The following is a 25272-nucleotide window of genomic DNA, read 5'->3' as shown; positions in this document are numbered from 1 at the left end:
GCCCTGTCACTCAACTGACGGGCGCGGGCCGCGCATGACCCTAAGCTTCACCCAACATTTCCCCGGAGACCCCATGTCCAAGTTGCCGCCTGTGCTCGCCAATCTGCCGTTGCCCATCATCGGTTCACCGCTGTTCATCATCAGCAATCCCAAGCTCGTGATTGCGCAGTGCAAGGCAGGCGTGGTGGGCGCGATGCCGGCGCTCAATGCGCGGCCCGCGTCGCAGCTCGAAGACTGGCTTGCCGAGATCACCGAGGAACTCGCGGCCTACAACAAGGCGAATCCGGACAAGCCGGCCGCGCCGTTCGCTATCAACCAGATCGTGCACAAGAGCAATGACCGGCTCGAGCACGACATGGAGATGGTCGTCAAGTACAAGGTGCCGATCGTGATCACCTCGCTCGGCGCGCGCACCGACGTCAATGACGCGGTCCATAGCTATGGCGGCGTGACCTTGCACGACATCATCAACAACAACTTCGCGAAGAAGGCGATCGAGAAGGGCGCCGACGGCATCATCGCCGTCGCTGCGGGCGCCGGCGGCCACGCGGGGGTGAAGAGCCCGTTCGCCCTGGTGCAGGAAATCCGCCAATGGTTCGACGGCCCCATCGCGCTGTCGGGCTCCATCGCCACCGGTGGTGCGGTGCTGGCGGCGCAGGCCATGGGCGCCGACTTCGCCTACATCGGCACGGCCTTCATCGCGACCGAAGAGGCGCGGGCGAGCGCCGAGTACAAGCAGGCCATCGTCGACGGCACGTCCGACGACATCGTCTATTCGAACCTGTTCACCGGCGTGCATGGCAACTATCTCGCGCCGAGCATCGTGGCGGCGGGCATGGATCCGACCAACCTGCCCGAGGGCGATCTGAAGACCATGAACTTCGGCGGTGGCGATGGCAGCAAGGCCAAGGCCTGGAAGGACATCTGGGGTTCGGGCCAAGGCATTGGCGCGGTCACCGAGGTCGCGAGCGCCGCGGCCTTCATCGAGAAACTCAAGCGCGAATACCAGGAAGCGCGTAGCCGCCTTGCAGTCTGAGCGCGTGACCATGGGCACTCCCGTGCCAGCTTCCCTGGGGCGCATGCCCCTTCTCGACGCGGTGAAGGGCATTGCTTGCGCCGTGATCGTCGCGCATCACCTCTCGCGCTACGGTCCCATGCCAGAGGGCGCGTCTACGCTCGCGCCAGCGTTGTTCGATTGGTTGGCGGAAGACGGACGGCTGGCCGTCCAGGTGTTCCTAGTGCTGGCCGGTTTCCTGGCTGCAGGGAGCCTCGCGCCCGACGGCGTCCTGCGCGTCGATCGGCCGCTGGTGCGTGTCTTCCAGCGCTACGGGCGGTTGGTCATGCCGTATCTCGTGGCGCTGATCTTGAGTGTGCTGGTCGCCGCCCTGGTCCGCCCGTGGCTCGATGACGAGGCCGTGCCCGCACCGCCGGGCATGGCGCAGTTGCTGGCGCACGGGTTGTTGCTGCAGGACCTCCTTGGCTACGACGCCTTGTCGACCGGCGTGTGGTACGTCGCCATCGACTTCCAGCTCTTCGTCCTCGCGCTCGCAGCGATCGCCTTGTCGGAGCTGATGCAGCGGCGCTGGTCCGTGCGGCCCGAGCGATCACGCTGGCTGGTCGCGGGGCTCGTGCTGGCGCTGGTCATCGCTTCGCTGGCAGTGTTCAACCGACACGAGGAGCTCGACACCACGGCGCTGTACTTCTTCGGCTCCTATGGACTGGGCATGCTGGTTTTCTGGATCGGCCGAGCGACTCGGACCAGCACCTGGGCCTTTTCCATCGTCTTGCTGGCATTGCTCGGTGCTGCGGCGTTGGCGCTCGATTGGCGCAGCCGCATCGCGACGGCGCTGGTCACTGCGCTCTGCGTCGCCATCGTCCAGCACCTCGACGGGCTGAAGCCTGCCGCCTGGCCGTCGATGGGCGAGCCGCTGGTGCGACTGGGGCGCATCTCGTATTCGCTGTTCCTCATTCACTTCCCGGTGCTCTTGCTGGTGAGTGCGGTGGTGAGCCGGTTGCTGCCCGCAACGCCGTGGATCGACTTGCTGGGACTTCTCGTCACCTTTGCGCTGTCGATCGCGGCGGCCTTGCTTCTGTACCGCTGCGTCGAATCGCGGCCTGCCACCTTGCGCGCGGTGCTGAGCCTGTTCGCGGGCCTGCTGGCCTGCGGGCTGGTGTTGGCGAGCTAGCGGGCGCGCAGGGCCCCGCCCTGGTCCCGGCCGGAGAGCGCCTTCGCGTAGTGTTCCGCGAATCGCAGCGCCACGGATTCCCAGTCGTAGCGCTTGGCTTTGCGTTGCGCGGCGCTCGACATCGCCTCGCAGCGCGCCGGGTCCAGGCTGGTGATCTCGCGCACCGTGGCGAGATCCTTCGGGCCGTTGTCGAAGTCGAGAAAGAAGCCGGTCTCTGACTTGTCGACGAAGCCGTTGATCGGCTCGATGTCGCGGCAAACCACGATCTTGCCTGCCGCCATTGCCTCGACGATGCCGATGCCGAAGCCTTCGTATTCGCTGCCCGTGATGAACACGGTGCGTTGCTGCAGTTCCTGCATCAGGGCCGCATCTTCGATGTACGGATGCATCCGGACCGAGTCGCCCAATTGGAGAGCGTCGATCCGGGCCCGCAGTGATTCACCCAGCTTGTCGAAATCGGGGCCGGCGATCAGCAGGTCGATCGCGATGCCGTTGTCCCTCGCCATGGCGACCGTGTCGATGACCGCATCGATGCGCTTGTTGCGCGACCACCGGCCCCAGTAGATCCAGCGGGTCGGGTCCGGCGTGCCGGTCGTGCGGCCGCTCTGGAACTTGCCGAAGTTGATGCCGGGTTCGTTCTTCGCGATGTTGTCCGAATAGCGGGCGAAGTAGATCATGTCCGAATCGCTGCCGGCCAGGACCTTGCGGTAGTGCCGCAACAGCCTGCGCATCAGGAAGCGCTCGTGGAGCCACTTGAATGCCTCGTGCTGCCTGGTGTGATGAAAGCCGCCATGCGTGCTCAAGACCGCCGGAACGTTTCGACACTGAAGGATGATGTTGGTCGTCAGCACCATCAGATGCGGGTCGTGCACGTGCAGCAGGTCGTAGCCGGCCGCCAGCCGGCCCAGCCCTCGTGCATAGCCCACGAGGCGGTTGCCGGTCACCGGCACGCGATACACCTTGAGGCCGTCCATCTCGCTCACCGAGAAGGCTGCATGGTTTGCCGAGACATGGGCAACGTCCACCTGCGTGCCGCCGCGCGAAATGCGCGTCGCGAGTTCACGCACGAAGGATTCGATACCCCCGATTTCCGGAAAGTAGGTCGGCGTGATGGAAAGGATCTTCAATTGGCGTTCTCCGTCGATCGACACTGGAGCTTAGCGGTTGCGTCATGGGGATTTGGCATTCTGGTGCGGGCTTTGCGGCGAAGATCGTCGGCGCAGCGCGACATCTCTTATGATTGCCGAGTTTTCAGTAAATACTGAAATTACACGAATTCAAAAAGTGAATCAACCCGCTTCGACTTCCGGCTTGCGCTCCCTCGACTCTCCCGGGCTGGGGAGCCTGGTTCAGGGCTTCGCGGCGCTGCTGTGGATACCGCAAGCGGCACTGCTGGCGTGGGCCGTGCAGCGGCTGGGTGAGGGAGAAGGCGTCGACGTGATCATCGTGCCCGCGGCAGGCATCCTACTGTTGGGGTTGCTGCGAGCAGTCTGCGAAGCCTGGGGCATGCGTCGCGTCTATGCGGCAGCTCGCTCGCAGTTGTCCGGTCTGCGTGCGGGCGTGGCCGCCGCGCTCGCCGCGCGCTCGCCACTCGATAGTGCGCGGCCCGCTTCGGGACTCGCCGCCAGCGTGATTGCCGAGCAGGCCGAGGCCGTTGTGCCCTACTTGGTGCGCTACGGCCCGGCCCGCTGGCGCGCCACGGTTGTTCCGCTGGTGATCGTGGTGGCCGTCGCGAGCCTGTCGTGGGTTGCAGCGCTGGTGTTGCTGATCGCGGCGCCGCTGATCCCGATCTTCATGGCGATCGTCGGCTGGCGAGCCAAGGCCGCGAGCGAGGCACAGCTGATCGAAGTGGGCGACATGAACGCATTCCTGCTCGACCGCCTTCGAGGGCTGGCGACGCTGCGCGCCCTCGGCGCCATCGACGCCACCGCCCGAAGACTGGGCGAGGCAGCGAAGAGCCTGCGCGAACGAACGATGGTGGTGCTTCGCATCGCTTTCTTGTCGTCCGCCGTGCTGGAGCTGTTCTCGGCGCTGGGTGTCGCCATGGTGGCGGCGTATGTCGGCTTCCATCTGCTGGGGACCTTCGAATTCGGCACCTGGGGCGTGCGCCTGAGCCTGGGCCAGGGCATGTTCATCCTACTGCTGGCGCCTGCATTCTTCGAGCCGCTGCGCGAGCTGTCGGCGGTGTGGCATGACCGCGCGGCCGGCGAGGCGGCGCTCGATTCGCTTGAAGGCCTTGCGCGCGATGGCGTGCCGCTGCCGGGTGCGCAAGCGACCGCGTCGCAGCAAGGCCTGGCCGTGGCAGGTGCGCCGTCGATCCGTATCCACGGATTGCGTTTCGCTCACGCCGGCGAGCATGCCTTCTTCGAAGGCTTCGACCTGCGTGTCGCTGCGGGCGAGCATGTTGCGTTGTTGGGCCCGAGCGGCTCGGGCAAGACGGCCCTGCTGAGCTTGATTGCCGGTCTGGTGCCCGTTCAGCAGGGCGAGATCGTGATCGGCGGCGTGCCGCTGTCGGACCGAACGGCCGTCGCGCTGCGCGGTCGCATGGCGTGGATGGGCCAGAAGCCGCACGTGTTCGCGGGCTCCGTTCAGGCCAACGTCGCGATGGGACGTGCAGGCGTCCACACGCCGCAGGTTGAAGTTGCGATGCAGTTTGCGGCCCTGGACGGCGTGGCCCAGGCGCACCCCAGCGGCGCGCTGGGGGAGGGCGGCACCGGACTTTCCGGCGGCGAGTCCGTGCGGCTGGCGCTGGCGCGCGTTGCCGCCCATCCCGATGCCGACCTTCTGCTGGTCGACGAGCCGACTGCCCACCTCGACACCGAAACCGCGGAGCGCGTGGCCGATGCACTGCTCGAACTCGCGCGCGGAAAGACCCTGATCGTGGCGACGCACGACCCCGTGCTCGCCGCGCGAATGCACCGCGTGATTCGCCTGGATGCAGTGCTCGAAGAGGAGGCCGCGTGAAGCTCTGGCGCGATCTTCGTCCGGTCATCGTTCCCTTCCTGGCCGCGGAGCCCGGCCGGCTCGCGCTGGGTGCTGCGATGGCTGCGCTGACCGTGTTGATGGGCATGGCGCTGCTGGGTCTCTCGGGATGGTTCATCACCGCCACGGCGCTCGCGGGTCTCAACGCCATGACGGCCATCCGCTTCGACGTGTTCATGCCATCGGCAGGCATTCGCTTGCTCGCTCTGGGACGCACGGCATCGCGCTACGGTGAGCGGCTCGTCACCCATGACGCCACCTTCGCCGTGCTCGCCGCACTGCGCGAGCGGCTCTTCCGCGGATGGGCGCGTCCCGATGCCGCGCGCCAATTGCTGGCACGTCCCGCGCGATTGCTGTTCCGCCTCACGGCCGACATCGATGCGCTCGAGTCGCTCTATCTGCGCATGCTCGTGCCGGGCGGCGCAGCGTTCGGCGCCGCATTGTTGGCGGGCATCGTGCTCGGCTTCATGAGCCCATGGATGGGCGTGGCGCTCGCGCTCTGGTTGATCGGCGCCGGCTGGGGCATCGCATTGGTGGCCGCGGCGCGTGCGCAGCCCGCCGCGGTCCGGCGTGCACAGGCGATGGAAGCCTTGCGCGCGCGCGCCGTGGATCTGGTGGCGGGCCAGACGGAACTGGTCATGGCCGGCAGGATCGATGCGCAGTGCGAAGCGCTCGCCGCGGCGGATCGCCATCTGGCCCAGGCCGACCTGGTGCTCAATCGGCTGGAGGCCGGAACAGGCATGGCCTACGGCATGGCGGGCACGCTGACATTGGCAGGGGTGCTGATCGCAGTGGGTTGGCTCGTCGGCGAGGGCTCGATCGGAGCGCCGGCCGCGGCGCTCGCGCTGTTGGTTGCGCTGACTGCCATCGAGCCCTTCGCCGCCTTGCGTCGCGGCGCGCTCGAAGCCGGTCGTTCCTGGTTGGCGGCCCGGCGCTTGGCGCCTCGCATGGCGCAGCAGGAGGCGCCCGCTCTGGCCGTGACCGGCATGCTCGGCGAAGGCTATGCACTGCAAATGACCGAAGCCACTGTGGCCCATCCCGGTAGTCGCACCGCCGCATTGCACAAGGTCTCATTGACTCTGTCCTCAGGAGAGCGTGTAGCGCTCATAGGCCCCAGCGGCGCCGGCAAGTCCACCTTGCTCGCGGCGCTGGCGGGCGAACTGCCGCTGCAATGCGGCAGCGTCCGTGTCCAGCCGCACTGCCTGCTGACCCAACGCACGGAGCTTTTCCAGGACAGCCTGCGCGACAACCTCAGGCTGGCCGACCCCAATGCGGACGACGCCCGAATCTGGCGCGCGCTGCAATTGGCCGGCCTCGCGCAGGAAGTGAAGGCGATGGCTTCGGGACTCGATACCCCGCTCGGCGAGGGCGGCCTGGGACTTTCCGGCGGCCAGTCGCGACGCTTGGCGCTGGCACGGCTGCTGCTGCGAAACGTACCCTTTTGGCTGATGGACGAGCCGACCGAAGCGTTGGACACTGCGACGGCGCACGATGTGCTGCAGCGCCTCGAAGTCCAAGCCGCAGGTCAAACGCTCCTGATCGCGACCCACCTGCGGCGCGAGGCCACCCTGGCAGATCGCCTGGTCTGCATGAAGGAAGGCCGCATCGCGGCGGACCTGAAGCGCGGCACCCCCGCCTTCGATGCCGCACTGAGCGCGCTGCGGCCAGACTGAGATACGAGCGATAGGCAAGAACACGAAAGGAACCCCATGGACTTCGACATCGTCGCCCTCTCACGATTGCAGTTCGCCCTCACGGCGCTGTATCACTTCCTGTTTGTCCCGCTGACCATTGGCCTCGCCGTGCTCCTCGCGATCATGGAGACGGTCTATGTCATGACCGGCCGCACCATCTGGCGCGACATGACCAAGTTCTGGGGCGTGCTCTTCGGCATCAACTTCGCGATGGGCGTTGCAACCGGCATCGTCATGGAGTTCCAGTTCGGCATGAACTGGAGCTACTACAGCCACTACGTGGGCGACGTCTTCGGGGCGCCGCTCGCGATCGAAGGGCTGATGGCCTTCTTCCTCGAAGCGAGCTTCGTCGGGCTGTTCTTCTTCGGCTGGGACAAGTTGTCGAAGGTGGCCCACCTGATCGTCACCTGGCTGGTGGCCATCGGCTCCAACTTTTCGGCGCTGTGGATCCTGATCGCCAATGGCTGGATGCAGAACCCCGTGGGCGCAGCCTTCAACCCGCAGACCCTGCGCATGGAGGTGACGGACTTCTTCGAGGTGCTGGTCAACCCGGTGGCGCAGGCCAAGTTCGTGCACACCGTATCGGCGGGCTACACGGTGGCGTCCATCTTCGTGCTCGGCGTGTCGGCCTGGTACGTGCTGAAGGGCCGCCATCTGCAGTTGGCGAAGCGCTCGATGACGGTGGCTGCCTCGTTCGGCCTCGCGGCCTCCCTCTCGGTGGTCCTGCTGGGCGACGAGAGCGGTTACCTCTCGACCGAACACCAGAAGATGAAGGTCGCCGCGCTGGAGGCGATGTGGAAGACCGAGCCCGCGCCAGCGGCCTTCACGGCCTTCGGATTCCCCGACCAGCGGACCCGCGAGACGCACTTTGCCGTTCATATCCCGATGCTGCTGGGTCTGATCGGCACGCGCTCTCTCACCACCGAGATTCCCGGCATCGACGACCTGGTGCATCGCGCCGAGTTGAACATCCGCGTCGGCATCTCGGCCTACGACGCCCTGCAGCAGATACGCGAAGCCGGCAGCACGGGCGCGGTACCGGAATCGGCCCGCAACATCTTCGAGCAGAACGGGCACGCGTTGGGCTACGCGCTGCTTCTCAAGCGCTACGTGGACGACCCGCGGAAGGCAACACCCGAACAGGTCGCGCAGGCGGCCCAGGACACCGTGCCCGCGGTGGCGCAGCTGTACTGGTCCTTCCGCATCATGGTCGGGCTCGGCATGTTCTTCATCGTGCTCACGGCCACCTTCTTCGTGCTCTCGGCACGGCGCAAGCTCGACGCCTACCCCTGGCTCCTCAAGGTGGCGGTCTTCGCCATTCCCTTGCCGTGGCTGGCCGCCGAGCTGGGCTGGATCGTGGCCGAGGTCGGACGCCAGCCGTGGGTGATCGAAGGCGTGCTTCCGACCGCGGTCGCCGTGTCGAATCTGGGCGCCACCACGCTGCTGATCACCATCCTCGGCTTCGCGCTCGTCTACACGATCCTCATCGTCATCGAGATGAAGCTCATGCTCAAGGCGATCCGCAAGGGCCCGAAGGAACATCCCGTGCCGGCGCCCTCGGTCTACCGCGCCGAAGCCGACCCCGAGCTGACCGCACTTCGGTCCACGCCCCTTTCCGCCGACTGAACCCGGAGCACGACCATGATCCTGCACACACTGCTTTCCTACGAATTCCTGCGTGTCGTCTGGTGGCTGCTGCTCGGCGTGCTGCTGATCGGCTTTGCCGTGACCGATGGCTTCGACCTGGGGACCGGCATGCTGCTGCCGTTTGCCGGCCGCAACGACCTCGAGCGTCGCGTGATCATCAACAGCGTCGGCCCGATCTGGGAGGGCAACCAGGTCTGGCTGATCCTCGGCGGAGGCGCGATCTTCGCGGCGTGGCCGCAGCTCTATGCCGTCTCGTTCTCAGGCTTCTACCTCGCGATGTTCGCGATCCTCGTCGCACTCATATTGCGACCCGTGGCCTTCAAGTTCCGGGGCAAGCGCGACGATGCGAAATGGAAGGCGCGCTGGGATGTGGCCCTGTTCGTCGGTGGCTTCGTGCCTTCGCTGATCTTCGGCGTGGCGATGGGCAACGTGCTCAAGGGCGTGCCCTTCCGTTTCGGGCCGGACATGCACATCTTCTACGACGGCTCCTTCTTCGGCTTGCTGAATCCGTTCGCCTTGCTGTGCGGACTGGTGTCCGTCGCCATGCTCGTGATGCACGGCAGCGCGTGGCTTCAATTGAAGACACAGGGCCTCGTCGCCCAGCGCGCACGGGCCTACGGAAGCGTCGCTGCGGTAGCCACCGTCGTTCTCTATGCGCTGGCCGGGTTCATGCTGTGGTCCTTCGTGGACGGCTTTCGCGTCACGAGCTCGCTGCCGCCGGACGGTCCTTCGAATCCCTTGCTGAAGACCGTCGAAGTGCACGCGAGCGCGTGGTTCACCAACTATGCGGCGTATCCGTGGCTGTATGTCGTTCCGGCGCTGGGCCTTGGTGGCGCGTTGGTCGCGTTGCTCGGGCTGCGCATGCGCGCGGAGATGCTGACACTGATGGCGAGCGGCTTGAGCATCGCAGGCATCATCCTCAGCGTTGGCGTCTCGATGTTCCCGTTCATCCTGCCGTCGTCGATCGATCCGCGCGCCAGCCTCACCGTGTTCGACTCGTCGTCCAGCCACCTCACGCTCTTCATCATGCTGGTCGTGACCGCGATCTTCATTCCCATCATCGTGGCCTACACGAGCTGGGTCTACTACGTGCTCCGAGGCAAGGTGGACGCCGACGCGATCCGCGAAGACCGCGGGCACGCCTACTGATCCGCCCTTCAAGAATCAAACAAGGAACTCACTCATGTGGTACTTCGCCTGGATCCTGGGGCTGCCCCTTGCCGCGACCTTCGCGGTGCTCAATGCGATGTGGTACGAGCTGATGGACGACGAGGCCATCCGCCGAGACAAACTGAACAAGCCATAGGCGCTACGAAGCCGGCTTCTTTTCCTTGGCGCCGGTCAACCTGTCCTTGAGCCCGAGGACCCGGGTCACGGTGGCGCCCATACCCATGAGCTGCATGGCGGTCTCGGGGGCGAGGCGCTGCACGTCGTCGAACCACTTCATGAGCCGGTCGATGAGATCGTGCATTTCGCGCATGCGCTGCTGCGCATGGCGTTCCTCGTCGGAAGAGGGCTCTTCGAGCAGCGCCATCCGCAGCATCGACAGCGTGGGCTCGATCTCGCGGCGACGCCGTTCCTCGGCCAGGACGCGGAAGATCTCCCACACGTCGGAAGGCGCCTCGAAGTACTCGCGCCGGTCGCCCGGGTGATGGCGCAGGCGCACCAGCCGCCATGCCTGCAGTTCCTTCAGGCCCATGCTCACGTTGGAGCGCGAGAACTCCAGCAACTCGGCAATCTCGTCCGCATTGAGCGCCCGTTCGGAGATGAAGATCAGCGCATAGATCTGGCCGACGGTGCGGTTAATGCCCCACTTGCTGCCCATTTCTCCGAAGTGGGCGACGAACTGACGGTTGAGCGGGGGGAGCGACTGGGTAGGCATCAAGCGATTTTCAGTCCGAATTCCCTGAAGCTTCAAGAAAGACTGAAGAGTCTCTTCCCGTCGGGCCTGAAGGATCTGACTATTTCCACGGCGTGGGCGGCGGGACCTCGCAGGCAGGTTCGACGTCGACGCTCTTGAAGTCGGCCGGCGAGACGATCTCCAGATACTCCATGTCGGGCGAGTAGTCGAAGAGAAAGTGCCGGATGCCGGGTCGCTGGTGCACGACATCACCGGCCTCGACGAGCGTTTCCTTGTCTTCGTACATGAAGCGGGCCCAGCCCTTCACCATGATGACGATCTGGAAGTCCGCCTCGTGCCGGTGCCAGCCGGTGCCCGTTTCCGGTGCCATGTTGGCCTTGACGAGGTGCGCGATCACCTTGCCATGGGTGGCCTCTGCGATGCCAAGGTCGCGGTACAGGAAGAAGTCGCGCAACCCGCCCGAGACGAACTCGGTGTCGCCGGGCTTGACGTGGGAGAACTTCGTGTCGGTACGGTCCAGCATGTGCGCTCCTCGGAGGTTTTGAAGGTAGGGATGCTGCGCCGCAGCACGCATAAACCATTCCAGAAATTGCCTTGACATCGGTTCGTCGCGCTTTGAAACTCAACCGTATGGTTCACTCTGACGACGGCACTCTCGATGCCATCTTTGCCGCGCTCTCCGATTCGACGCGCCGGTCGGTGCTCGAACGACTCGGGGAGGGTGGCGGCCTCACCGTGACCGAACTTGCACAGCCGCACGGCATGTCGCTCACCGGCTTCATGAAGCACCTGCGGGTGCTCGAGAACGCCGGACTGGTGTCCCGCACGAAGGAGGGCCGCATCGTGCGATGCGAGCTGTCCCCTCAGCCGATGCAGGAGGCCGCCGTGTGGTTGTCTCGCTATGAAAAGTTCTGGGCCGGACGCCTCGACGCGCTGGCCCGCTTCCTGTATCACCAAGAGGAGACCGCATGGCGAGCCCAGCCACCCGCGACGAAGAGCGCCCCTCGCTCACCCTCCGACGCCACTTCGACGCCTCCCCCGACAAAGTCTGGCGGGCGTGGACCGAGCCACAAGCGCTGAAGCAGTGGTTCGGACCTGAGGAGATCGTTGCGGTGCCCGTCGCCGAGGTCGACCTGCGCATCGGCGGCGGATTTCGCGTCGTGATGGTTGCTGCCGACGGCGAGCGCCATGAGGTCAGCGGCCTCTACCGCGAGATCGTGCCCGACCGAAAGCTCGTGTTCAGCTGGTCCTGGGTCACCACGCCAGAGCGCGTGTCGCGTGTCACGGTGTCGATCGAGCCCGCCGGTCGTGGCACCGAGTTGACGCTGAGGCACGAGGACTTCTTCGACGAGGCCGCGCGCGATGGGCACAACCACGGCTGGACCGGCTCCCTGGTGAAGCTGCAAGTCTTGCTCGGCCGCGCGAGAGCCGACGGATGAACCCGCGGCCGGTCGCGTCGGATGGCGTGCGCGAAACGGTGGACGCGGTGTACCGCGACGAATCGCGCCGCATCTTTGCCACGCTGGTCCGGCTACTGGGCGATTTCGATCTGGCCGAGGAAGCGTTGCACGACGGCTTCCGCGCCGCTCTCGAACAGTGGCCGACGGAGGGTGTACCGGCGCATCCACGGGCTTGGCTGGTGTCGGCGGGGCGCTTCAAGGCCATCGATGCCATCCGCCGCCGTGCGCGCTTCGAAGCCTGGGATGACGCGGCGGATGCCGTCGAGACGGCCATCGATGCCGCTCCCGCATGGGACGACGACGCGGAATTGCTCGAGGACGATCGCCTTCGTCTGGTCTTCACCTGCTGCAACCCCGCGCTGACACCGGACGCGCAGGTAGCGCTCACGCTGCGCGAGGTATGCGGTCTCGCGACGGAAGACATCGCCAACGCCTTTCTGGTGCCGGCGCCCACGATGGCCCAGCGCATCGTTCGCGCCAAGGCGAGGATCCGCGACGAGGGCATTCCGTACCAGGTGCCTTCGGCGGCCGACCTGCCGGACCGACTGGATGCCGTGCTGCGCGTCGTCTACCTGGTGTTCAGCGAAGGCTATGCCGCATCCTCGGGCGAGACGCTGACGCGACCCGATCTGTCCGCCGAGGCGATCCGGCTGGGGCGGCTCTTGCTCGACCTGCTTCCGGAGCCCGAGGCCATGGGCCTGCTGGCGCTCATGCTGCTGCACGAATCGCGACGTGCCGCGCGCACGTCCGCCTCCGGCGATGTGGTGCTGCTCGACGAGCAGGACCGCAGCCTCTGGAACCGGGAGCTGATCGCGGAAGGGATGGCGTTGGTGGCGCACGCCTTGTCGTCGCGCCGCTTCGGTCCGTACACGCTGCAGGCTGCGATTGCAGCCGTGCATGCCGAGGCGGCCGACGCGGCCGCGACCGATTGGGCACAGATCGTCGGTCTCTACGAGGTTCTGTCGAGAGCCGAGCCCTCACCGGTGGTGGAACTCAACCGTGCCGTCGCGATCGCGATGCGCGACGGACCGGCGGCAGGCCTGGCATTGATCGACGGCATCCTCGCGCGTGGCGAACTTGGGGACTACCACCTTGCCCACGCAGCGCGCGCGGACCTCTGCCGCCGCCTCGGTCGCACGGCGCAGGCTCGCGCGGCCTACGAACGTGCGCTGACGCTCGCCCGGCAGGCGCCGGAGCGGAAGTTCCTGGAAAGACGATTGGCGTCATTGCCGGCTTAGGCTTGCAGGGCAGGGCAGGCGATGCATGCCGATACAAATTTTCGAGCGCGTATCGATCGACGAATGTCGATTCAGGGGCCTGCCAATCGACCAGTGGGTGTCCTATCACTCGAAGCTCTGGAGATGCCCATGAAATACCTGTGCCTGGTCTACTTCGACGAAGCGCTGCTCGATGCGTTTTCCGACAGCTCGAGCGCTGCGCTCGCCGCCGAATCGATCGCCTACGACGAAGAACTCAAGTCGCGTGGTCAGCTGGTCGTTGCGGATGCGTTGCAGCGCGTGAAGAACGCCAAGGTCGTGCAAGTGCGGCGAGGAAGGACCTCGCAGACGGACGGGCCCTTCGTCGAGACCAAAGAGCAGCTCGGCGGCTTCATCCTCGTCGAAGCCAAAGACCTCAACGCGGCGATCCAGATCGCAGCGAAGATTCCGCTGGCGCGCATGGGCAGCATCGAAGTGCGGCCCATCGCCAAGGTCGAGCGCCTGCAAGGGAGCGCGTCATGAGATACCTCTGCATGATCTTCGCGACCAACGCGCAGATGAACGCGATCCCGCCCGACGAGCTGCCGGCCTTCGTGAATGCGCACCTCGACTACGACGACCGGTTGAGCGCAAGCGGGAACCTGATCGCCTCCGAAGGGTTGGAGTCATCCGACAAGGCCGTGGTCGTCCGCATGCGCAACGGCAAGTTGTCCGTGACGGATGGTCCTTTCGCCGAAACCAATGAGCAGCTCGGCGGCTTCTACCTCGTCGAGGCTGCGAGCGACGAGGAGGCCGTGCGCATGGCGGCAGGCATTCCATCGGCGTGCGTGGGCAGCATTGAGGTGCGGCCCGTGTCCGCGCCGCGTGGCGATGCCCAGGGAGACGCGCGATGAACTCCGCCAAAGCAAACCCCAAGGCCGCGGCGCGCGAATGGATCGGCCTTGCCGTCATCGCACTGCCGTGCCTGCTCTATTCGATGGACCTGACGGTCCTCAACCTGGCGGTGCCCCACCTGAGCGCGGCGCTGCGCCCCACCAGCGCGCAGATGTTGTGGATCGTGGACATCTACGGCTTCATGCTCGCGGGATCGCTGATCACGATGGGCACGCTCGGTGACCGCATCGGGCGGCGCAAGCTGCTGCTGATCGGCGCGGCCTGCTTCGGCATCGCATCGGTGCTCGCCGCCTTCTCGACCAGTTCGGAGATGTTGATCGCCACGAGGGCGCTGCTGGGCATAGCGGGCGCCACGCTCGCGCCGTCGACGCTCTCGCTGATCCGCAACATGTTTCTCGATGCGGAAGAACGCACCGTCGCGATCGACATCTGGGTGGCGAGCTTTGCGGTCGGCGGCGCCATCGGCCCGTTGGTCGGCGGCTTGCTGCTGGAGCACTACTGGTGGGGCTCGGTGTTCCTGGTGGGCGTGCCGGTCATGGCGCTGCTGCTCGTGCTCGGTCCCTTGCTCCTGCCCGAGTACCGCGACGAAAAGTCCGGCCGGCTCGATCTGCCGAGCGCGGCACTGTCCCTTGTCGCCGTGCTGGCTGTCATCTACGGACTCAAGCGCATCGCCGAGGCGGGAATGGGCGCGCTCCCGGTCGGGGTGATGGCCGCGGGAGTCGCGATCGGCTTCGCTTTCATTCGGCGCCAGGGGAGGCTGGCCGACCCGTTGATCGACCTGCGGCTTTTCCGCGCGCCAGCCTTCAGTGCGGCGCTGCTCATCAACACACTGGGCTTCTTCGTCGGCTTTGCTGCCTTTCTTCTGATTGCGCAGTACCTGCAGCTCGTGCTCGGGTTGTCGCCGCTCAAGGCGGGCCTGTGGTCGGTGTCGTCGAGCCTGGCCTTCATCGTGGGGTCCAACCTCGTTCCGCGCATCGTGCGGCGGGTACGTCCGGGCTTCGTCGTGGCGGGAGGGCTGGTGCTTGCCGCTGCCGGCTGCGGGCTCTTGGCGGGGCTGGATCGGGAGAACGGCTTGCCGATGCTCATCGTCGGCTACGTGATCCTGTCGCTGGGGCTGTCCTTCGTCTTCACGCTGGCGGTCGACATGCTGGTGGGAACCGCGCCGCCGGAGCGCGCCGGTGCGGCGTCGGCGATCTCCGAGACCAGTTCGGAACTCGGCGGCGCGCTTGGCATCGCCGTGCTGGGAAGCGTGATCGTCGGCGTCTACAGGCATGCGCTGTCGGAGTCCTCGCTGGCCGGCGTGCCGCCCGCGGCAGCCGAAGCCGCACGTTCCAGCCTGGGTGCGGCGGCGGACGTGGCGGCAGGGCTGGCCGGAGCGGCGGGCGACCGGTTGATGGAGGCATCCCGCGAGGCGTTCGCGCAGGCCTTCGAGACGACGGCGTCCATCAGCGCAGCAGTGGCGCTGGCGGCCGCACTGCTGGCCGCGATCATGCTGCGCGGGGTCGGAACGCCGCCCGCGCCAGCCTCGACGCAAGGGCAAGCGACTTTGTTGGGATAATCCCCGCATGAGCGGCAATACCTTCGGCACCCTTTTCGCGGTGACCAACTTCGGCGAATCCCACGGACCCGCGATCGGATGCGTCATCGACGGCTGCCCGCCCGGCATGGCGCTCACCGAGGCCGACATCCAGGGCGACCTCGACCGCCGCCGCCCCGGCACCAGCCGCCACGTGACGCAGCGCAACGAACCCGATGCGGTGCAGATCCTCAGCGGCGTCTATGAAGGCAAAACCACCGGCACGCCGATCGCGCTGCTGATCCAGAACACCGACCAGCGCAGCAAGGACTACGGCCAGATCGCGCAGCAGTTCCGCCCCGGCCATGCCGACTTCACCTACTTCAAGAAATACGGCATTCGCGATCCGCGCGGCGGCGGTCGGTCTTCGGCGCGCCTGACGGCGCCGATGGTGGCTGCCGGTGCAGTCGCCAAGAAGTGGCTGTTCGAAAAGTACGGCACCGTATTCCGCGGGTGCATGGCGCAGATCGGTGACATCGTGATTCCCTTCGAAAGCTGGGACCACGTGCCGAACAACCCCTTCTTCGCGCCCGTCGCCGACGTCTCGCAGCTCGAGGCCTACATGGACGCGCTGCGCAAGGCCGGCGACTCCTGCGGCGCGCGCATCCGCGTGACCGCCTCGAAGGTGCCCGTCGGCCTCGGCGAGCCGCTCTTCGACAAGATGGATTCCGACATCGCCTGGGCCATGATGGGCATCAACGCCGTCAAGGGCGTCGAGATCGGCGCCGGCTTTGCCAGCGTCACGCAGCGCGGCACCACGCATGGCGACTCGATCACGCCCGAGGGCTTCGTGACCAACAACGCGGGCGGCGTGCTCGGCGGCATCAGCACGGGGCAGGACCTCGAAGTGAGCATCGCGATCAAGCCGACCAGCTCGATCATCAGCCCACGCCAGTCCGTCGACGTCAACAATCAGCCGGTCGAGGTCGTGACCAAGGGCCGTCATGACCCCTGCGTCGGCATCCGCGCGACGCCGATCGCCGAGGCGATGCTCGCCCTGGTCGTGATGGAGCACGCTTTGCGCAATCGCGCGCAGTGCGGCGAAGTGAACATGCAGCAGGACCCGACGTCGCCCGGCGCCGAGTCCCCGTCGCCCCAGGCGTCCTTCCTCTAGTGTCCGCCCCGCAAGTCGCGGGTGGCCGCGGCCACCTGCTGGCCTTTGCGGCGCTTTCGGCGAGCTATTTCGCTCACATCGGTTTCTTCAACCCGTACCTTCCGCTGTGGCTGAAGGAACTGGGCTTGCCGATTTTCGTCATCAGCCTGCTGACGTCGGTGCAGTCGGTCACGCGTGTCTTCGCGCCCTACGCGTGGGGCGCGCTCAGCGATCACACGGGCGAACGCGTGAAGCTGCTGCGCTTTAGCGCGGCTGTGGCGCTGGTGTCGTCCTTCGGCCTGTGGTGGAACGGTGGGGCATGGTGGCTGGGGCTGGTGCTGCTCGTGATGTTCACGCACACGAGTTCGATGATGTCCCTGACCGAGGCGGCGATGGCGCATCTGGTCGCCGGGGACTGGGGCCGCTACGGGCGTATCCGCCTGTGGGGCTCGGCCGGCTTCCTGGTCACCGTGTTCTTCGCCGGCGAATGGTTCGAGCGCTTCGGCATGCGCCACTTTCCGGCATGGGCCGGCGGCACGCTCGCCATCGTGTTGATCGCGACATGGCGGCTGCCCGACGTTCGCGAGCCGGTGACAGCCCACGCTCAGGCCAAGGAGCCAGTCGGGCCTGTGCTGCGAGTGCCGGCAGTGCGTTGGTTCTTCGTCTCGCTGTTCTTTCACGTGATGGCGCACTTCGCGGTCTACGGCTTCCTGTCGCTATACCTCGATTCGCTCGGCTACGGCAAAGGCACGATCGGCTTGTTGTGGGCGCTGTCGGTCGTCGCCGAGATCGCGTGGTTCTTCCTGCAAGGGCGGCTCTTGGGCCTGATGGCGATGCCGCGCTGGCTCCTTCTGTGCGGCATTGCAGCCGTTGTGCGCATGGCCATCACCGCGGCCTGCGGGCAGTGGATCTGGGCGCTCGTGGTGGCGCAGGCGTTGCACGCGCTCTCGTTCGCGGCCCATCACACCGCCTGCATCGCCATGGTGTCGCGCCACTTCCCGGGACGACTGCGAGGGCGCGGGCAGGCGCTGTTCACCGTGATCGGGTATGGCTTCGGCGGCGTGCTTGGTGTGCTGGCGGGCGGCGCTATTGCGCAGCGGTTTGGCTACGTGGTCATGTTCTCGGTCGCGACGGTGCTGGCTGCGGTGGCGAGCATGTGTGCGTGGCGAGCGCAAAGAGTGGACGCCCAGGCCTGACCCTGGGCCAGGCCCTCAGTCCAACTCAGCCCGCCGCGGCATGTCCGCGCCGCGTCGCGAGCAGGTGATCGCTGCAGCGCGTGCCGCAAAGCGAAGCAGGGCGTCGAGCGATCCGCTGTCGAGCGCCGACAGCGCTTCGGGCGTGAGCGCGTCATGCTCGTCGAGCCAGGTCAGGAGGGCCGCCTGGAAGGTATCGCCCGCGCCGACGGTGTCGACCACTTTCGTCTCGGGTGACGCAGCGGCAGCCTGCGCAGCCCGCGTCCACGCACTCGCGCCATGCCTACCGCGCGTCACCGCCACCAGCGCGGCGCCTTGCGCGAGCCAGCGGGCGGCGACCTGCTCCGGCGTCTCCGCCGGGTAGAGCAGGCCCAGGTCCTCGTCGCTCACCTTCACCAGGTGCGCAATCGACACCATGGACTCGACCACCGCCCGCCAGTGCGTGAGGTCGGGCTCGACATTGAGTCGCACGTTCGGGTCGTAGGCGATCAGCCGCCGATCGCGCTCGCGTGCTGCCAGCGCGCGCAGGGCGCTGCCCACCGGCTCGACCGCCAGGGCATAGGAGCCGAACTGCAGCACCCGCGTGGCCGGCGGCAGAGCGGGCAGCGTGTCGTGCGTGATCTGCCGGTCCGCCGCGCCGTTGCCGTGGAAGGCGTAGCGCGGAACGCCGCTGGCATCCACGCTCACCACGCTCAGCGTGCTCGGTGCCTCGCTGCGCAGGATCAGCGAGGTGTCGACGCCCTCGGACCGGAGCGACGCGAGCAGCCGCTCGCCGAGCGCATCGGTCGACAGCCCGGTCAGGAAGGCTACCGGCCGCGCCAGCCGCGCGAGCCCCTGCGCCACATTGAGCGGTGAACCGCCGATGCGCGCGTCCAGCGTCATGCCGGTGGACGTGGCCTCACCCATGTAGACATCCATCAGCGCTTCGCCGCAAACCACGAACATGGCGGATCTCCTGCTCAGCGGGGTGCTTGCCAGCCCTTGTAGTCCTTGACGTTGGCGCGCGTGATCAGCGTCGACGGCAGCAGGGTCATCTGTTCAGCCGGCTTCTTTCCGTTGAGGATGTCGCGCCCGATCTCCACCGCCTTCTGCGCAATCATGAACGGGTCCTGGCTGGCCGATGCCTGCACCTGGGTGTCGGCCTTGAGCGCGGTCTCGATGTCCGGTGCGCCGTCGACCGAGGTGATGATGATGTTCTTGCGGTTGAGTTGCTTGGCCGCGAGGTCGGTGCCGACGGCTTGCGGATCGTTGATGGCAAAGACGGCGTCGATCTTCGGAAAACGCGTCAGGTGGTTCTGCATCACGTTGAGTCCACCTTCGCGCGAGCCCTTCGCGTCCTGGTCATCCGAAAGCACCTTGATGTCGGGGCTCTTCTTGAGCACCGTCTTGCAGCCGTTGACGCGGTCGATCACGGCCGAGACCTGTGGCCCGTTCTGGATGATCACGTTGCCCTTGCCGCCGAGCTTCTCGACGATGAACTGGCAGGCGATCTCGCCGGCCTGCACGTTGTTGGTCTGCACCGTCGCGTCCGAACCGTTGGCCGCCACGTCGACGCCGACCACCACGATGCCGGCCTTTTTCGCCTTCATCAGCGCGGGTTCGATCGCCTTGGCGTCCACCGCGTTGACGAGGATCAGGTCCGACCCGGCGGAGATGAAGCCGTCGATCTGCGAGAACTGCTTGTTCAGGTCGTAGTCGGCCGACAGCGCCGTGACCTTGGCGTTGGGGTTGTACTGCTTGGCCTTCGCTTCCGCACCCTTGGCGAGCGAGACGAAGAAGGGGTTTCCCATCGAGCCGAGCGTGATGCCCACGTTCTTGAATTCCTTCTGCTGGGCGTGCGCCACGGGCAGGGCGAAGGCAGCGGCAATGGCGGCGAGAGCGAAGAGTTGCTTGGTACGCATGAGTGAGTCTCCGTGTGGTTGAGTTGAGTGAGTGAATGAGGTCAGGTCCTTGCGGAATCCTTGCGGCGATAGCGATCGAGGGCGACGGCGCCGATGATCACGAGGCCCTTGACGATGTACTGCCAGATGTCCGAGACACCCATCAGGATCAGGCCGTTGGTGAGCACCGCGATGATCAGCGCGCCGATCAGCGTGCCGAGGATCGAGCCGGTGCCGCCGACGAAGCTGGTGCCGCCAAGAATCACGGCCGCGATCGCGTCGAGTTCATAGGAAGCGCCGAGCTGCAGCCCGTTGGCCGCATAGAGCCGTGCCGAGGCCATGACGCCGCCCAGTCCCGACAGCAGCCCCGAGGTGCAGTACACGAACAGCAGGACCGCCCAGACCTTGATCCCCGCGAGCCGAGCGGCCTCCGGGTTGCCGCCGACCGAGTAGATGTTCAGGCCCAGCACCGTGCGCCGCAGGATGAACCACGACAGCGCCACCACCGCGAAGGCGATGATCACGAGCCAGGGCACGCCCAGCACCTCGCCATTTCCGATGAAGGCAAAGGGCAGTTGCGGGTTGAACACCGTCGTGTCGTTGCCGATCAGCCGTGCGATGCCGCGCACCGCGGTCAACGAACCCAGCGTGACGATGAAGGGCGGCAGCTTGACGAATGCGATCAGCACGCCGTTGATCAGCCCGAACAGCAGCCCGCAGGCGAGCCCCGCGGCGATGCCGAGCATGCCGAACTGTGGAAAGTTCGACACCAGCATCGCCACCACGGCCGACGCGGCGAGGATGGAGCCGACCGACAGGTCGATGCCACCCGTGAGGATCACGAAAGTCATCCCGGCCGCGAGCACGATGTTGATCGACGCCTGCTGCGTCATGATCGACAGGTTCTGCAAGCTGAAGAAGTTGTCGCTCGAGAAGCTGAAGCCGATGCACAGCAGGATGAGCACCGGCAGCATGCCGAGTGCGCGAATGATTTCCTTGCCCGTGGCGCCGCGCAACGCGGAGGGCAGGGCGGGGTTCTCCGTCGCCGCGATGGCGGGCGATGCTTGCTTGTTCATTGCGTGTCTCCAGTGGGCCGTCTCAGTGAAGCGTCGGTGTGTGGGTGGGAACCGCGCCGGTGGCGAGCGCGACGATGTTTTCCTGGGTGATGGGCTGTCCGCTGCCGCCGCCGACCTCGCCGACGAGGTGGCCTTCACGCATCACGATCACGCGGTCGCAAATGCCGACCACCTCGGCCAACTCGCTCGAGATCACCAGCACCGCGACGCCGCGCCGTGCCAACTCGTCGATGAGCCGGTAGATCTCGCTCTTGGCGCCGATGTCGACGCCCCGGGTCGGCTCGTCCAGGATGAGCACGCGCGGCGCGAGTTCGAGCAGGCGCGCGAGCAGCACCTTCTGCTGGTTGCCGCCCGAGAGGGAGCCGACGTTGACCCGGGCCGACGCCACACGGATGGACAGCTGCGAGATCGCGTCGCGCGCTCGTTGCGCCGCGCGCTTGCCGTCCATGACGCCGCCCGCATTCGCGTCGCGCGGGCACACCATCACGTTGATGTTGTCGCGCACCGAGAGATCCAGGAACAGGCCTTGCCCCTTGCGGTCCTCGGTGAGATAGAGGATGCCGGAGCGGATCGCATCGATCGGCTTGTGGATGTTGAGCACCGCGCCGGCGCCGTTCAGCGAAACCTCGCCGCCGGTGCGCGGATCGGCGCCGAAAATCAGGCGCGCCAGTTCGGTGCGGCCTGCGCCCACCAGCCCTGCCAGGCCCAGAACCTCGCCCGAGTGCAGCTCGAAGCTGCAGCCGTGCACTCGCCGGCCATCGCTGAGTCCGCGCACCGTGAGCGCCTTGGCGCCGGTGTGCTGGCCGTGGTGTTCCTTGCGGTAGAAGCCCGACAGGTCGCGGCCCACCATCATCTTCACCAGCTTGTCTCGCGAGAGTTCGGCGCGATCCAGCGTGCCGACGTAGGTGCCGTCGCGCAGCACCGTGACCTCGTCCGCCAGCTCGTCGATCTCGTCCATGCGGTGGCTGATGTAGAGGATCGCGAGGCCTTCGTCGCGCAGGCGGCGAATCAGCGCGAAGAGACGATCGGTCTCGTGGGTCGAGAGAGGCGTGGTGGGTTCGTCCATCACCAGGATGCGGCAGTCGAAATGCACTGCGCGGGCGATTTCGACCAGTTGGCGTTGCGCGATCGATAGCGTCGCCACACGCGTTGCCGCGACGAAATCCGCGCCGAGGCGCTGCAGGGTGGCCTCGCAGGCGCTGGCCATGCCGGCGCGATCCACCAGGCCGCCGCGGCGCAAGGGGCGGCCCATGTAGATGTTCTCTGCCACGGTCAGGTTGGGTGCGAGGCTGAGTTCCTGGTAGATCACCGAGACGCCGAGGTTCTTGGCCGCGAGCGGGCCGTCGATGTGGACCGGCTTGCCGTCGATCAGGATCTCCGCTCCGGGGTCGGGCATGTAGGCGCCCGACAGCACCTTCATCAGCGTCGACTTGCCGGCGCCGTTTTCGCCCATCAGCGCGTGCACGTGGCCGGCGCGAGCGCTGAGGCGAACATCCTGCAGCGCCTTGACGCCCGGGAACGTTTTCGAGATCTTGCGCAGTTCGAGCAGCGCAGTGGGGGAGTCAGGCATTGGCGGTCTCCTGGTTGGCGGGGTGCGGACGGCCGCGCAGCACATCGGCGCGCGGTGAGAAGTTGAAGAACATGGGCAGGCTCGCGGCGCCGATGGCACCGGCGTCCGCGCGGAAGGTGCCGCGCAGGATGCGAGGCGTCTGCCGCGCCTCGGGCGCGATCAGCCGCAAGCCGGCATCGACGCGCTTCATCAGTTCGCTGACGATGCCGCTGTCGATGTCGCAGTCGATCACCACCGCCGGCAGGTCGAGCACGGCGAGCGATGCGCGGATCGAGGGCACCAGCGCATCCACGCAGTCGTCGAGCCATTCGCGCACTTCGGCGCTGTCCGACTGCACGCAGGCTTCCAGGTCCGCATGGCCGTGCACCGTGACGCCGCTATGCCGCAGATGGCGCGCCAGCGAATTGAGTGATGCGCGCGAGAGCAGGATGTCCCAGCGCCGGTCCGACGCCGGCGCTGAAGCCAGGCGACTGGGCGGCACCGGCATCAGCCCGAGGTCGGCCGCGTTGCCGCTGCTGCCACGCAGGCTCTCGCCGCCGATCACCGCGCCTGCGCCCAGGGCCGCACCGATGAAGACGTAGAGGAAGTCGCTTTCCTCGCGCCCGACGCCGAAGAACATCTCGGCGATCGCTGCCGCGTTGCCGTCGTTTTCCTTGAAGACAGGCTGTTCCACTGCCTGCGCGAGCAGGGTGCCGAAGTCCACTTCGTCCCAGATGCGGAAGTCCGCCTTGAGGTCGAGTTCGCGCAGCCAGCTGCCGAGGTTGTACGGCTGGGCGAGGCCGACACCCATGAGGCGGCGGCGCTGCGCCGTGTCGAGGACGGTCAGCATCCGGCCGACGTCCTTGCGGACCAGCGCGAGCGCCTGGTCGGGGTGGGGGAGCAGCAGGTCGTGCGCCTCGCGCGCCAGGATCTTGCCGCCGAGATCGATCAGCACCGTTTCGATGCTCGTGCGGTCCAGCCGCACGCCGATGCCGTAGGCGCCTTCGGGGTTGATGCGGTAGAGCCCCGCGGGTTGGCCGCGCTGGCCTTCCTGCCGCCGGCCGGCCGGCTCGATCAGCCGCGACTCTTCCAGCGATTGCACGATGCTGCCGACTGCCGTGTTCGTCAGTTGTGCCCAGCGGGCCAGGTCCGCCTTCGACGCCTCGCCGGCACGGCGCAGACGCTGTAGCAGCGTGCGCTCGTTGTAGAGGCGGAGGTTGACCGAATTCGTGCCTCGACCGGGACCGACTGATTTCACTGGCTGTCTCCTGCCGCCGCGGCTGCTGAGCCGTGCGTCATTAATTAATTCAAGTTGAATAAATAGTAGGAGCGAGCGGTTTCATGGCCTTGGGGGTTAACCCGAGAAAATGCAAGAAAGTATGTATTCGGGGCCGCCACGGCGTCCGAGCGGCGCCTAGGCGTCATCACGGTATCGGTGCTCACTTTGTGATGCACGGAAGGGCTACCGGCGTTAGCTCGCGGCGCGCATACTGTCGCGCGACCACTCTGTCGCCAGACCGGTCACGTCGAAAACCTCTGGAGGAGCCTGTCATGCTCGAATCTCTGAGAACCGACCCCACCTTCCATCCCTCGCCGCGCCTCGCGATGGAAGCCGAGCCCGAGCGCATCGCCTACACGGCGCTACTCTCGCCGGACGCCTCCCGTCCCGATGCCTTGGCGGTCGTTGACGTCGACCCATCCTCCAAGACCTACGGCACGGTGCTGCACCGGCTCGACATGCCGAACCGCGGCGACGAGTTCCACCACTTCGGCTGGAACGCGTGCAGCTCGGCGCTGTCGCCGATGTCGGGCCATGCCTTCCTGAAGCGTCGCTATCTGATCATCCCGGGCATACGCTCATCGCGGGTCTACGTCGTCGACACGCAGCCCGATCCGGCGCGCCCCACGATCGTGCGGGTGATCGAGCCCGAGGAGGTTGTTCGCAAGACGGGCTACTCGCGTCCGCACACGGTGCATTGCGGACCAGAAGGTCTCTACATCAGCACGCTCGGCGGGGCCGGCGCGGACGGGACGGAGGGGCCGCCCGGCGTGTTCCTGATGGACTGCGAAAGCTTCGAGATCCTCGGCAAATGGGAGATCGACCGCGGCCCGCAGAAACTGCACTACGACTTCTGGTGGAACCTGCCGCGCGACTACATGGTGTCGAGTGAATGGGGCCTGCCGCCGCAGTTCGAGAACGGCATCGTCGCCGAGGACCTGCTGGGCAATCGCTACGGCCATCAGCTTCATTTCTGGGACCTGCGGGCGCGTCGGCATGCGCAGACCATCGACCTGGGCGCCAACCACCAGATGGCGCTGGAAATCCGGCCTGCGCACGATCCGACACGCGAGTACGGCTTCGTCGGCGTGGTGGTCGACACCACCAACCTCGAAGGCTCGATCTGGACATGGTGGCGCGAAGGCGGCGAGTTCCATGCGAAGAAGACGGCGGTCATTCCGCCGGAGCCCGCCGATGCGTCGCTGTTGCCGGAACTGCTCAAGGGATTCGGCGCCGTGCCGCCGCTGATCAGCGATATCGACCTCTCGCTGGACGATCGATTCCTCTACGTCGCGTGCTGGGGCACGGGCGAGTTGCGCCAGTACGAGGTGACCGATCCGATGAATCCGCGCCTGGCCGGCAGCGTGCGCATCGGTGGCATCGCGGAGCACACCCCGCATCCGAACGGCTCGGCCTTCGGCGGCGGGCCGCAGATGACCGAGATCAGCCGCGATGGCAAGCGCGTGTACTTCACCAATTCGCTCTACAGCAAGTGGGACACGCAGTTCTATCCCGACGGCATACCGGGTCGGCAGGTCATGTGCAACGTCGGCAAGGACGGCGGCATCGAGCTGGACAAGAAGTTCGTCGTCGATTTCGGCGCGGACTACGGCGCGCACCAGATCCGCCTGCAGGGCGGCGACTGCTCGACCGATTCGTTCTGCTATCCGTCGGCCTGAGGCGGA

The 25272-nt window shown here is 66.5% G+C and carries 24 protein-coding genes; 16 read left to right on the top strand and 8 right to left on the bottom strand.

What is annotated here, in order from left to right; translation table 11 throughout:
• Positions 1 to 73: 73 nt before the first annotated feature.
• Together QTI04_RS07195 and QTI04_RS07190 are read left to right on the top strand one after the other, a co-directional pair.
• Positions 74 to 1036, top strand: coding sequence for a nitronate monooxygenase family protein (locus QTI04_RS07195; protein WP_286614715.1), 963 nt, complete (start codon positions 74 to 76; stop codon positions 1034 to 1036).
• A gap of 43 nt (positions 1037 to 1079) precedes the next feature.
• The gene (locus tag QTI04_RS07190) at positions 1080 to 2186 is read left to right on the top strand and encodes an acyltransferase (protein WP_286614714.1); all 1107 of its coding nucleotides are present in this window, start codon (positions 1080 to 1082) and stop codon (positions 2184 to 2186) included.
• Here QTI04_RS07190 and QTI04_RS07185 read toward each other — a convergent pair.
• A complete protein-coding gene (locus tag QTI04_RS07185; RefSeq protein WP_286614713.1) occupies positions 2183 to 3313 on the bottom strand; it encodes a glycosyltransferase family 4 protein in 1131 nt (376 codons plus the stop codon). The genes QTI04_RS07190 and QTI04_RS07185 overlap by 4 nt on opposite strands.
• A gap of 157 nt (positions 3314 to 3470) precedes the next feature.
• Between QTI04_RS07185 and cydD the strand changes: the two genes are divergently transcribed.
• The 5 genes from cydD (at position 3471) to cydX (ending at position 9815) form a co-directional block, all read left to right on the top strand.
• Positions 3471 to 5150, top strand: coding sequence for a thiol reductant ABC exporter subunit CydD (gene cydD, locus QTI04_RS07180; RefSeq protein WP_286614712.1), 1680 nt, complete (start codon positions 3471 to 3473; stop codon positions 5148 to 5150).
• A 77-nt stretch (positions 5151 to 5227) separates the two neighbouring features.
• Positions 5228 to 6841, top strand: a complete 1614-nt coding sequence (locus tag QTI04_RS07175; protein ID WP_286614872.1) for an amino acid ABC transporter ATP-binding/permease protein — start codon at positions 5228 to 5230, stop codon at positions 6839 to 6841.
• 36 nt (positions 6842 to 6877) lie between these two features.
• The gene (locus QTI04_RS07170; RefSeq protein WP_286605493.1) at positions 6878 to 8488 is read left to right on the top strand and encodes a cytochrome ubiquinol oxidase subunit I; all 1611 of its coding nucleotides are present in this window, start codon (positions 6878 to 6880) and stop codon (positions 8486 to 8488) included.
• A gap of 15 nt (positions 8489 to 8503) precedes the next feature.
• Positions 8504 to 9658 (top strand): cytochrome d ubiquinol oxidase subunit II, encoded by a 1155-nt coding sequence (gene cydB / locus QTI04_RS07165; protein WP_286605492.1) that lies wholly within the window; start codon positions 8504 to 8506, stop codon positions 9656 to 9658.
• Between the two features lie 34 nt (positions 9659 to 9692).
• A complete protein-coding gene (cydX, locus tag QTI04_RS07160) occupies positions 9693 to 9815 on the top strand; it encodes a cytochrome bd-I oxidase subunit CydX (RefSeq protein WP_286572428.1) in 123 nt (40 codons plus the stop codon).
• Positions 9816 to 9818: 3 nt separating this feature from the next.
• Here cydX and QTI04_RS07155 read toward each other — a convergent pair whose 3' ends face one another.
• Complete coding sequence (locus tag QTI04_RS07155; protein WP_286572427.1) at positions 9819 to 10391, bottom strand: GbsR/MarR family transcriptional regulator; 573 nt, start codon at positions 10389 to 10391, stop codon at positions 9819 to 9821.
• Positions 10392 to 10470: 79 nt separating this feature from the next.
• Positions 10471 to 10893: a cupin domain-containing protein gene (locus tag QTI04_RS07150; protein ID WP_286605490.1), complete on the bottom strand. Its 423-nt coding sequence runs from the start codon at positions 10891 to 10893 to the stop codon at positions 10471 to 10473.
• Between the two features lie 107 nt (positions 10894 to 11000).
• Between QTI04_RS07150 and QTI04_RS07145 the strand changes: the two genes are divergently transcribed.
• From QTI04_RS07145 to QTI04_RS07110, 8 genes are all read left to right on the top strand, one after another.
• Positions 11001 to 11450, top strand: coding sequence for a helix-turn-helix transcriptional regulator (locus QTI04_RS07145; RefSeq protein WP_286614710.1), 450 nt, complete (start codon positions 11001 to 11003; stop codon positions 11448 to 11450).
• Positions 11339 to 11809 carry an SRPBCC domain-containing protein gene (locus QTI04_RS07140; protein ID WP_286614709.1) on the top strand — a complete coding sequence of 157 codons (471 nt, stop codon included), beginning with the start codon at positions 11339 to 11341 and terminating at the stop codon, positions 11807 to 11809. The genes QTI04_RS07145 and QTI04_RS07140 overlap by 112 nt, the downstream gene beginning before the upstream one ends.
• Entirely contained in the window at positions 11806 to 13068 is a 1263-nt protein-coding gene (locus tag QTI04_RS07135; protein WP_286614708.1) for an RNA polymerase sigma factor, read from the top strand. The genes QTI04_RS07140 and QTI04_RS07135 overlap by 4 nt, the downstream gene beginning before the upstream one ends.
• A gap of 129 nt (positions 13069 to 13197) precedes the next feature.
• Entirely contained in the window at positions 13198 to 13569 is a 372-nt protein-coding gene (locus QTI04_RS07130; RefSeq protein ID WP_286614707.1) for a YciI family protein, read from the top strand.
• Positions 13566 to 13940 (top strand): YciI family protein, encoded by a 375-nt coding sequence (locus QTI04_RS07125; RefSeq protein ID WP_286614706.1) that lies wholly within the window; start codon positions 13566 to 13568, stop codon positions 13938 to 13940. Before QTI04_RS07130 ends, QTI04_RS07125 begins: the two co-directional genes overlap by 4 nt.
• On the top strand, positions 13937 to 15499 hold the full coding sequence (locus tag QTI04_RS07120; RefSeq protein ID WP_286614704.1) for an MFS transporter: 1563 nt from the start codon (positions 13937 to 13939) through the stop codon (positions 15497 to 15499). Before QTI04_RS07125 ends, QTI04_RS07120 begins: the two co-directional genes overlap by 4 nt.
• Positions 15500 to 15506: 7 nt before the next feature.
• A complete protein-coding gene (aroC, locus tag QTI04_RS07115; RefSeq protein WP_286605478.1) occupies positions 15507 to 16631 on the top strand; it encodes a chorismate synthase in 1125 nt (374 codons plus the stop codon).
• Positions 16631 to 17806 carry an MFS transporter gene (locus QTI04_RS07110; protein ID WP_286605476.1) on the top strand — a complete coding sequence of 392 codons (1176 nt, stop codon included), beginning with the start codon at positions 16631 to 16633 and terminating at the stop codon, positions 17804 to 17806. The genes aroC and QTI04_RS07110 overlap by 1 nt, the downstream gene beginning before the upstream one ends.
• Before the next feature lie 15 nt (positions 17807 to 17821).
• Here QTI04_RS07110 and QTI04_RS07105 read toward each other — a convergent pair whose 3' ends face one another.
• From QTI04_RS07105 to QTI04_RS07085, 5 genes are read right to left on the bottom strand one after another with little or no spacing between them, the layout of a single operon-like run.
• Positions 17822 to 18748 carry a carbohydrate kinase gene (locus QTI04_RS07105; RefSeq protein WP_286614702.1) on the bottom strand — a complete coding sequence of 309 codons (927 nt, stop codon included), beginning with the start codon at positions 18746 to 18748 and terminating at the stop codon, positions 17822 to 17824.
• Positions 18749 to 18762: 14 nt separating this feature from the next.
• Positions 18763 to 19704, bottom strand: a complete 942-nt coding sequence (locus QTI04_RS07100; protein WP_286614701.1) for an ABC transporter substrate-binding protein — start codon at positions 19702 to 19704, stop codon at positions 18763 to 18765.
• A gap of 41 nt (positions 19705 to 19745) precedes the next feature.
• Positions 19746 to 20759, bottom strand: a complete 1014-nt coding sequence (locus QTI04_RS07095) for a ribose ABC transporter permease (RefSeq protein ID WP_286605472.1) — start codon at positions 20757 to 20759, stop codon at positions 19746 to 19748.
• A 22-nt stretch (positions 20760 to 20781) separates the two neighbouring features.
• The gene (locus QTI04_RS07090) at positions 20782 to 22329 is read right to left on the bottom strand and encodes a sugar ABC transporter ATP-binding protein (RefSeq protein ID WP_286605471.1); all 1548 of its coding nucleotides are present in this window, start codon (positions 22327 to 22329) and stop codon (positions 20782 to 20784) included.
• Positions 22322 to 23566, bottom strand: a complete 1245-nt coding sequence (locus QTI04_RS07085) for an ROK family protein (protein WP_286614700.1) — start codon at positions 23564 to 23566, stop codon at positions 22322 to 22324. Before QTI04_RS07085 ends, QTI04_RS07090 begins: the two co-directional genes overlap by 8 nt.
• Positions 23567 to 23859: 293 nt before the next feature.
• Here QTI04_RS07085 and QTI04_RS07080 point away from each other — a divergent pair, with 293 nt between their 5' ends.
• Positions 23860 to 25266, top strand: a complete 1407-nt coding sequence (locus QTI04_RS07080; protein WP_286614698.1) for a selenium-binding protein SBP56-related protein — start codon at positions 23860 to 23862, stop codon at positions 25264 to 25266.
• Positions 25267 to 25272: the final 6 nt, after the last annotated feature.

The organism is Variovorax sp. J22R115 (assembly GCF_030317005.1).
GTDB lineage: Bacteria > Pseudomonadota > Gammaproteobacteria > Burkholderiales > Burkholderiaceae_C > Variovorax.
Note: the sequence above shows the minus strand (reverse complement) of the source record. Positions and strands in the feature narration are given on the sequence as shown.

Coding starts and splice junctions, on each gene's coding strand:
- QTI04_RS07195 (WP_286614715.1), top strand. CDS start 74: ATGTCCAAGTTGCCGCCTGTGCTCGCCAATCTGCCGTTGCCCATCATC.
- QTI04_RS07190 (WP_286614714.1), top strand. CDS start 1,080: ATGCCCCTTCTCGACGCGGTGAAGGGCATTGCTTGCGCCGTGATCGTC.
- QTI04_RS07175 (WP_286614872.1), top strand. CDS start 5,228: ATGGCTGCGCTGACCGTGTTGATGGGCATGGCGCTGCTGGGTCTCTCG.
- QTI04_RS07170 (WP_286605493.1), top strand. CDS start 6,878: ATGGACTTCGACATCGTCGCCCTCTCACGATTGCAGTTCGCCCTCACG.
- cydB (WP_286605492.1), top strand. CDS start 8,504: ATGATCCTGCACACACTGCTTTCCTACGAATTCCTGCGTGTCGTCTGG.
- cydX (WP_286572428.1), top strand. CDS start 9,693: ATGTGGTACTTCGCCTGGATCCTGGGGCTGCCCCTTGCCGCGACCTTC.
- QTI04_RS07155 (WP_286572427.1), bottom strand. CDS start 10,391: ATGCCTACCCAGTCGCTCCCCCCGCTCAACCGTCAGTTCGTCGCCCAC.
- QTI04_RS07150 (WP_286605490.1), bottom strand. CDS start 10,893: ATGCTGGACCGTACCGACACGAAGTTCTCCCACGTCAAGCCCGGCGAC.
- QTI04_RS07145 (WP_286614710.1), top strand. CDS start 11,001: ATGGTTCACTCTGACGACGGCACTCTCGATGCCATCTTTGCCGCGCTC.
- QTI04_RS07140 (WP_286614709.1), top strand. CDS start 11,339: ATGGCGAGCCCAGCCACCCGCGACGAAGAGCGCCCCTCGCTCACCCTC.
- QTI04_RS07135 (WP_286614708.1), top strand. CDS start 11,806: ATGAACCCGCGGCCGGTCGCGTCGGATGGCGTGCGCGAAACGGTGGAC.
- QTI04_RS07130 (WP_286614707.1), top strand. CDS start 13,198: ATGAAATACCTGTGCCTGGTCTACTTCGACGAAGCGCTGCTCGATGCG.
- QTI04_RS07125 (WP_286614706.1), top strand. CDS start 13,566: ATGAGATACCTCTGCATGATCTTCGCGACCAACGCGCAGATGAACGCG.
- QTI04_RS07120 (WP_286614704.1), top strand. CDS start 13,937: ATGAACTCCGCCAAAGCAAACCCCAAGGCCGCGGCGCGCGAATGGATC.
- aroC (WP_286605478.1), top strand. CDS start 15,507: ATGAGCGGCAATACCTTCGGCACCCTTTTCGCGGTGACCAACTTCGGC.
- QTI04_RS07105 (WP_286614702.1), bottom strand. CDS start 18,748: ATGTTCGTGGTTTGCGGCGAAGCGCTGATGGATGTCTACATGGGTGAG.
- QTI04_RS07100 (WP_286614701.1), bottom strand. CDS start 19,704: ATGCGTACCAAGCAACTCTTCGCTCTCGCCGCCATTGCCGCTGCCTTC.
- QTI04_RS07095 (WP_286605472.1), bottom strand. CDS start 20,759: ATGAACAAGCAAGCATCGCCCGCCATCGCGGCGACGGAGAACCCCGCC.
- QTI04_RS07090 (WP_286605471.1), bottom strand. CDS start 22,329: ATGCCTGACTCCCCCACTGCGCTGCTCGAACTGCGCAAGATCTCGAAA.
- QTI04_RS07080 (WP_286614698.1), top strand. CDS start 23,860: ATGCTCGAATCTCTGAGAACCGACCCCACCTTCCATCCCTCGCCGCGC.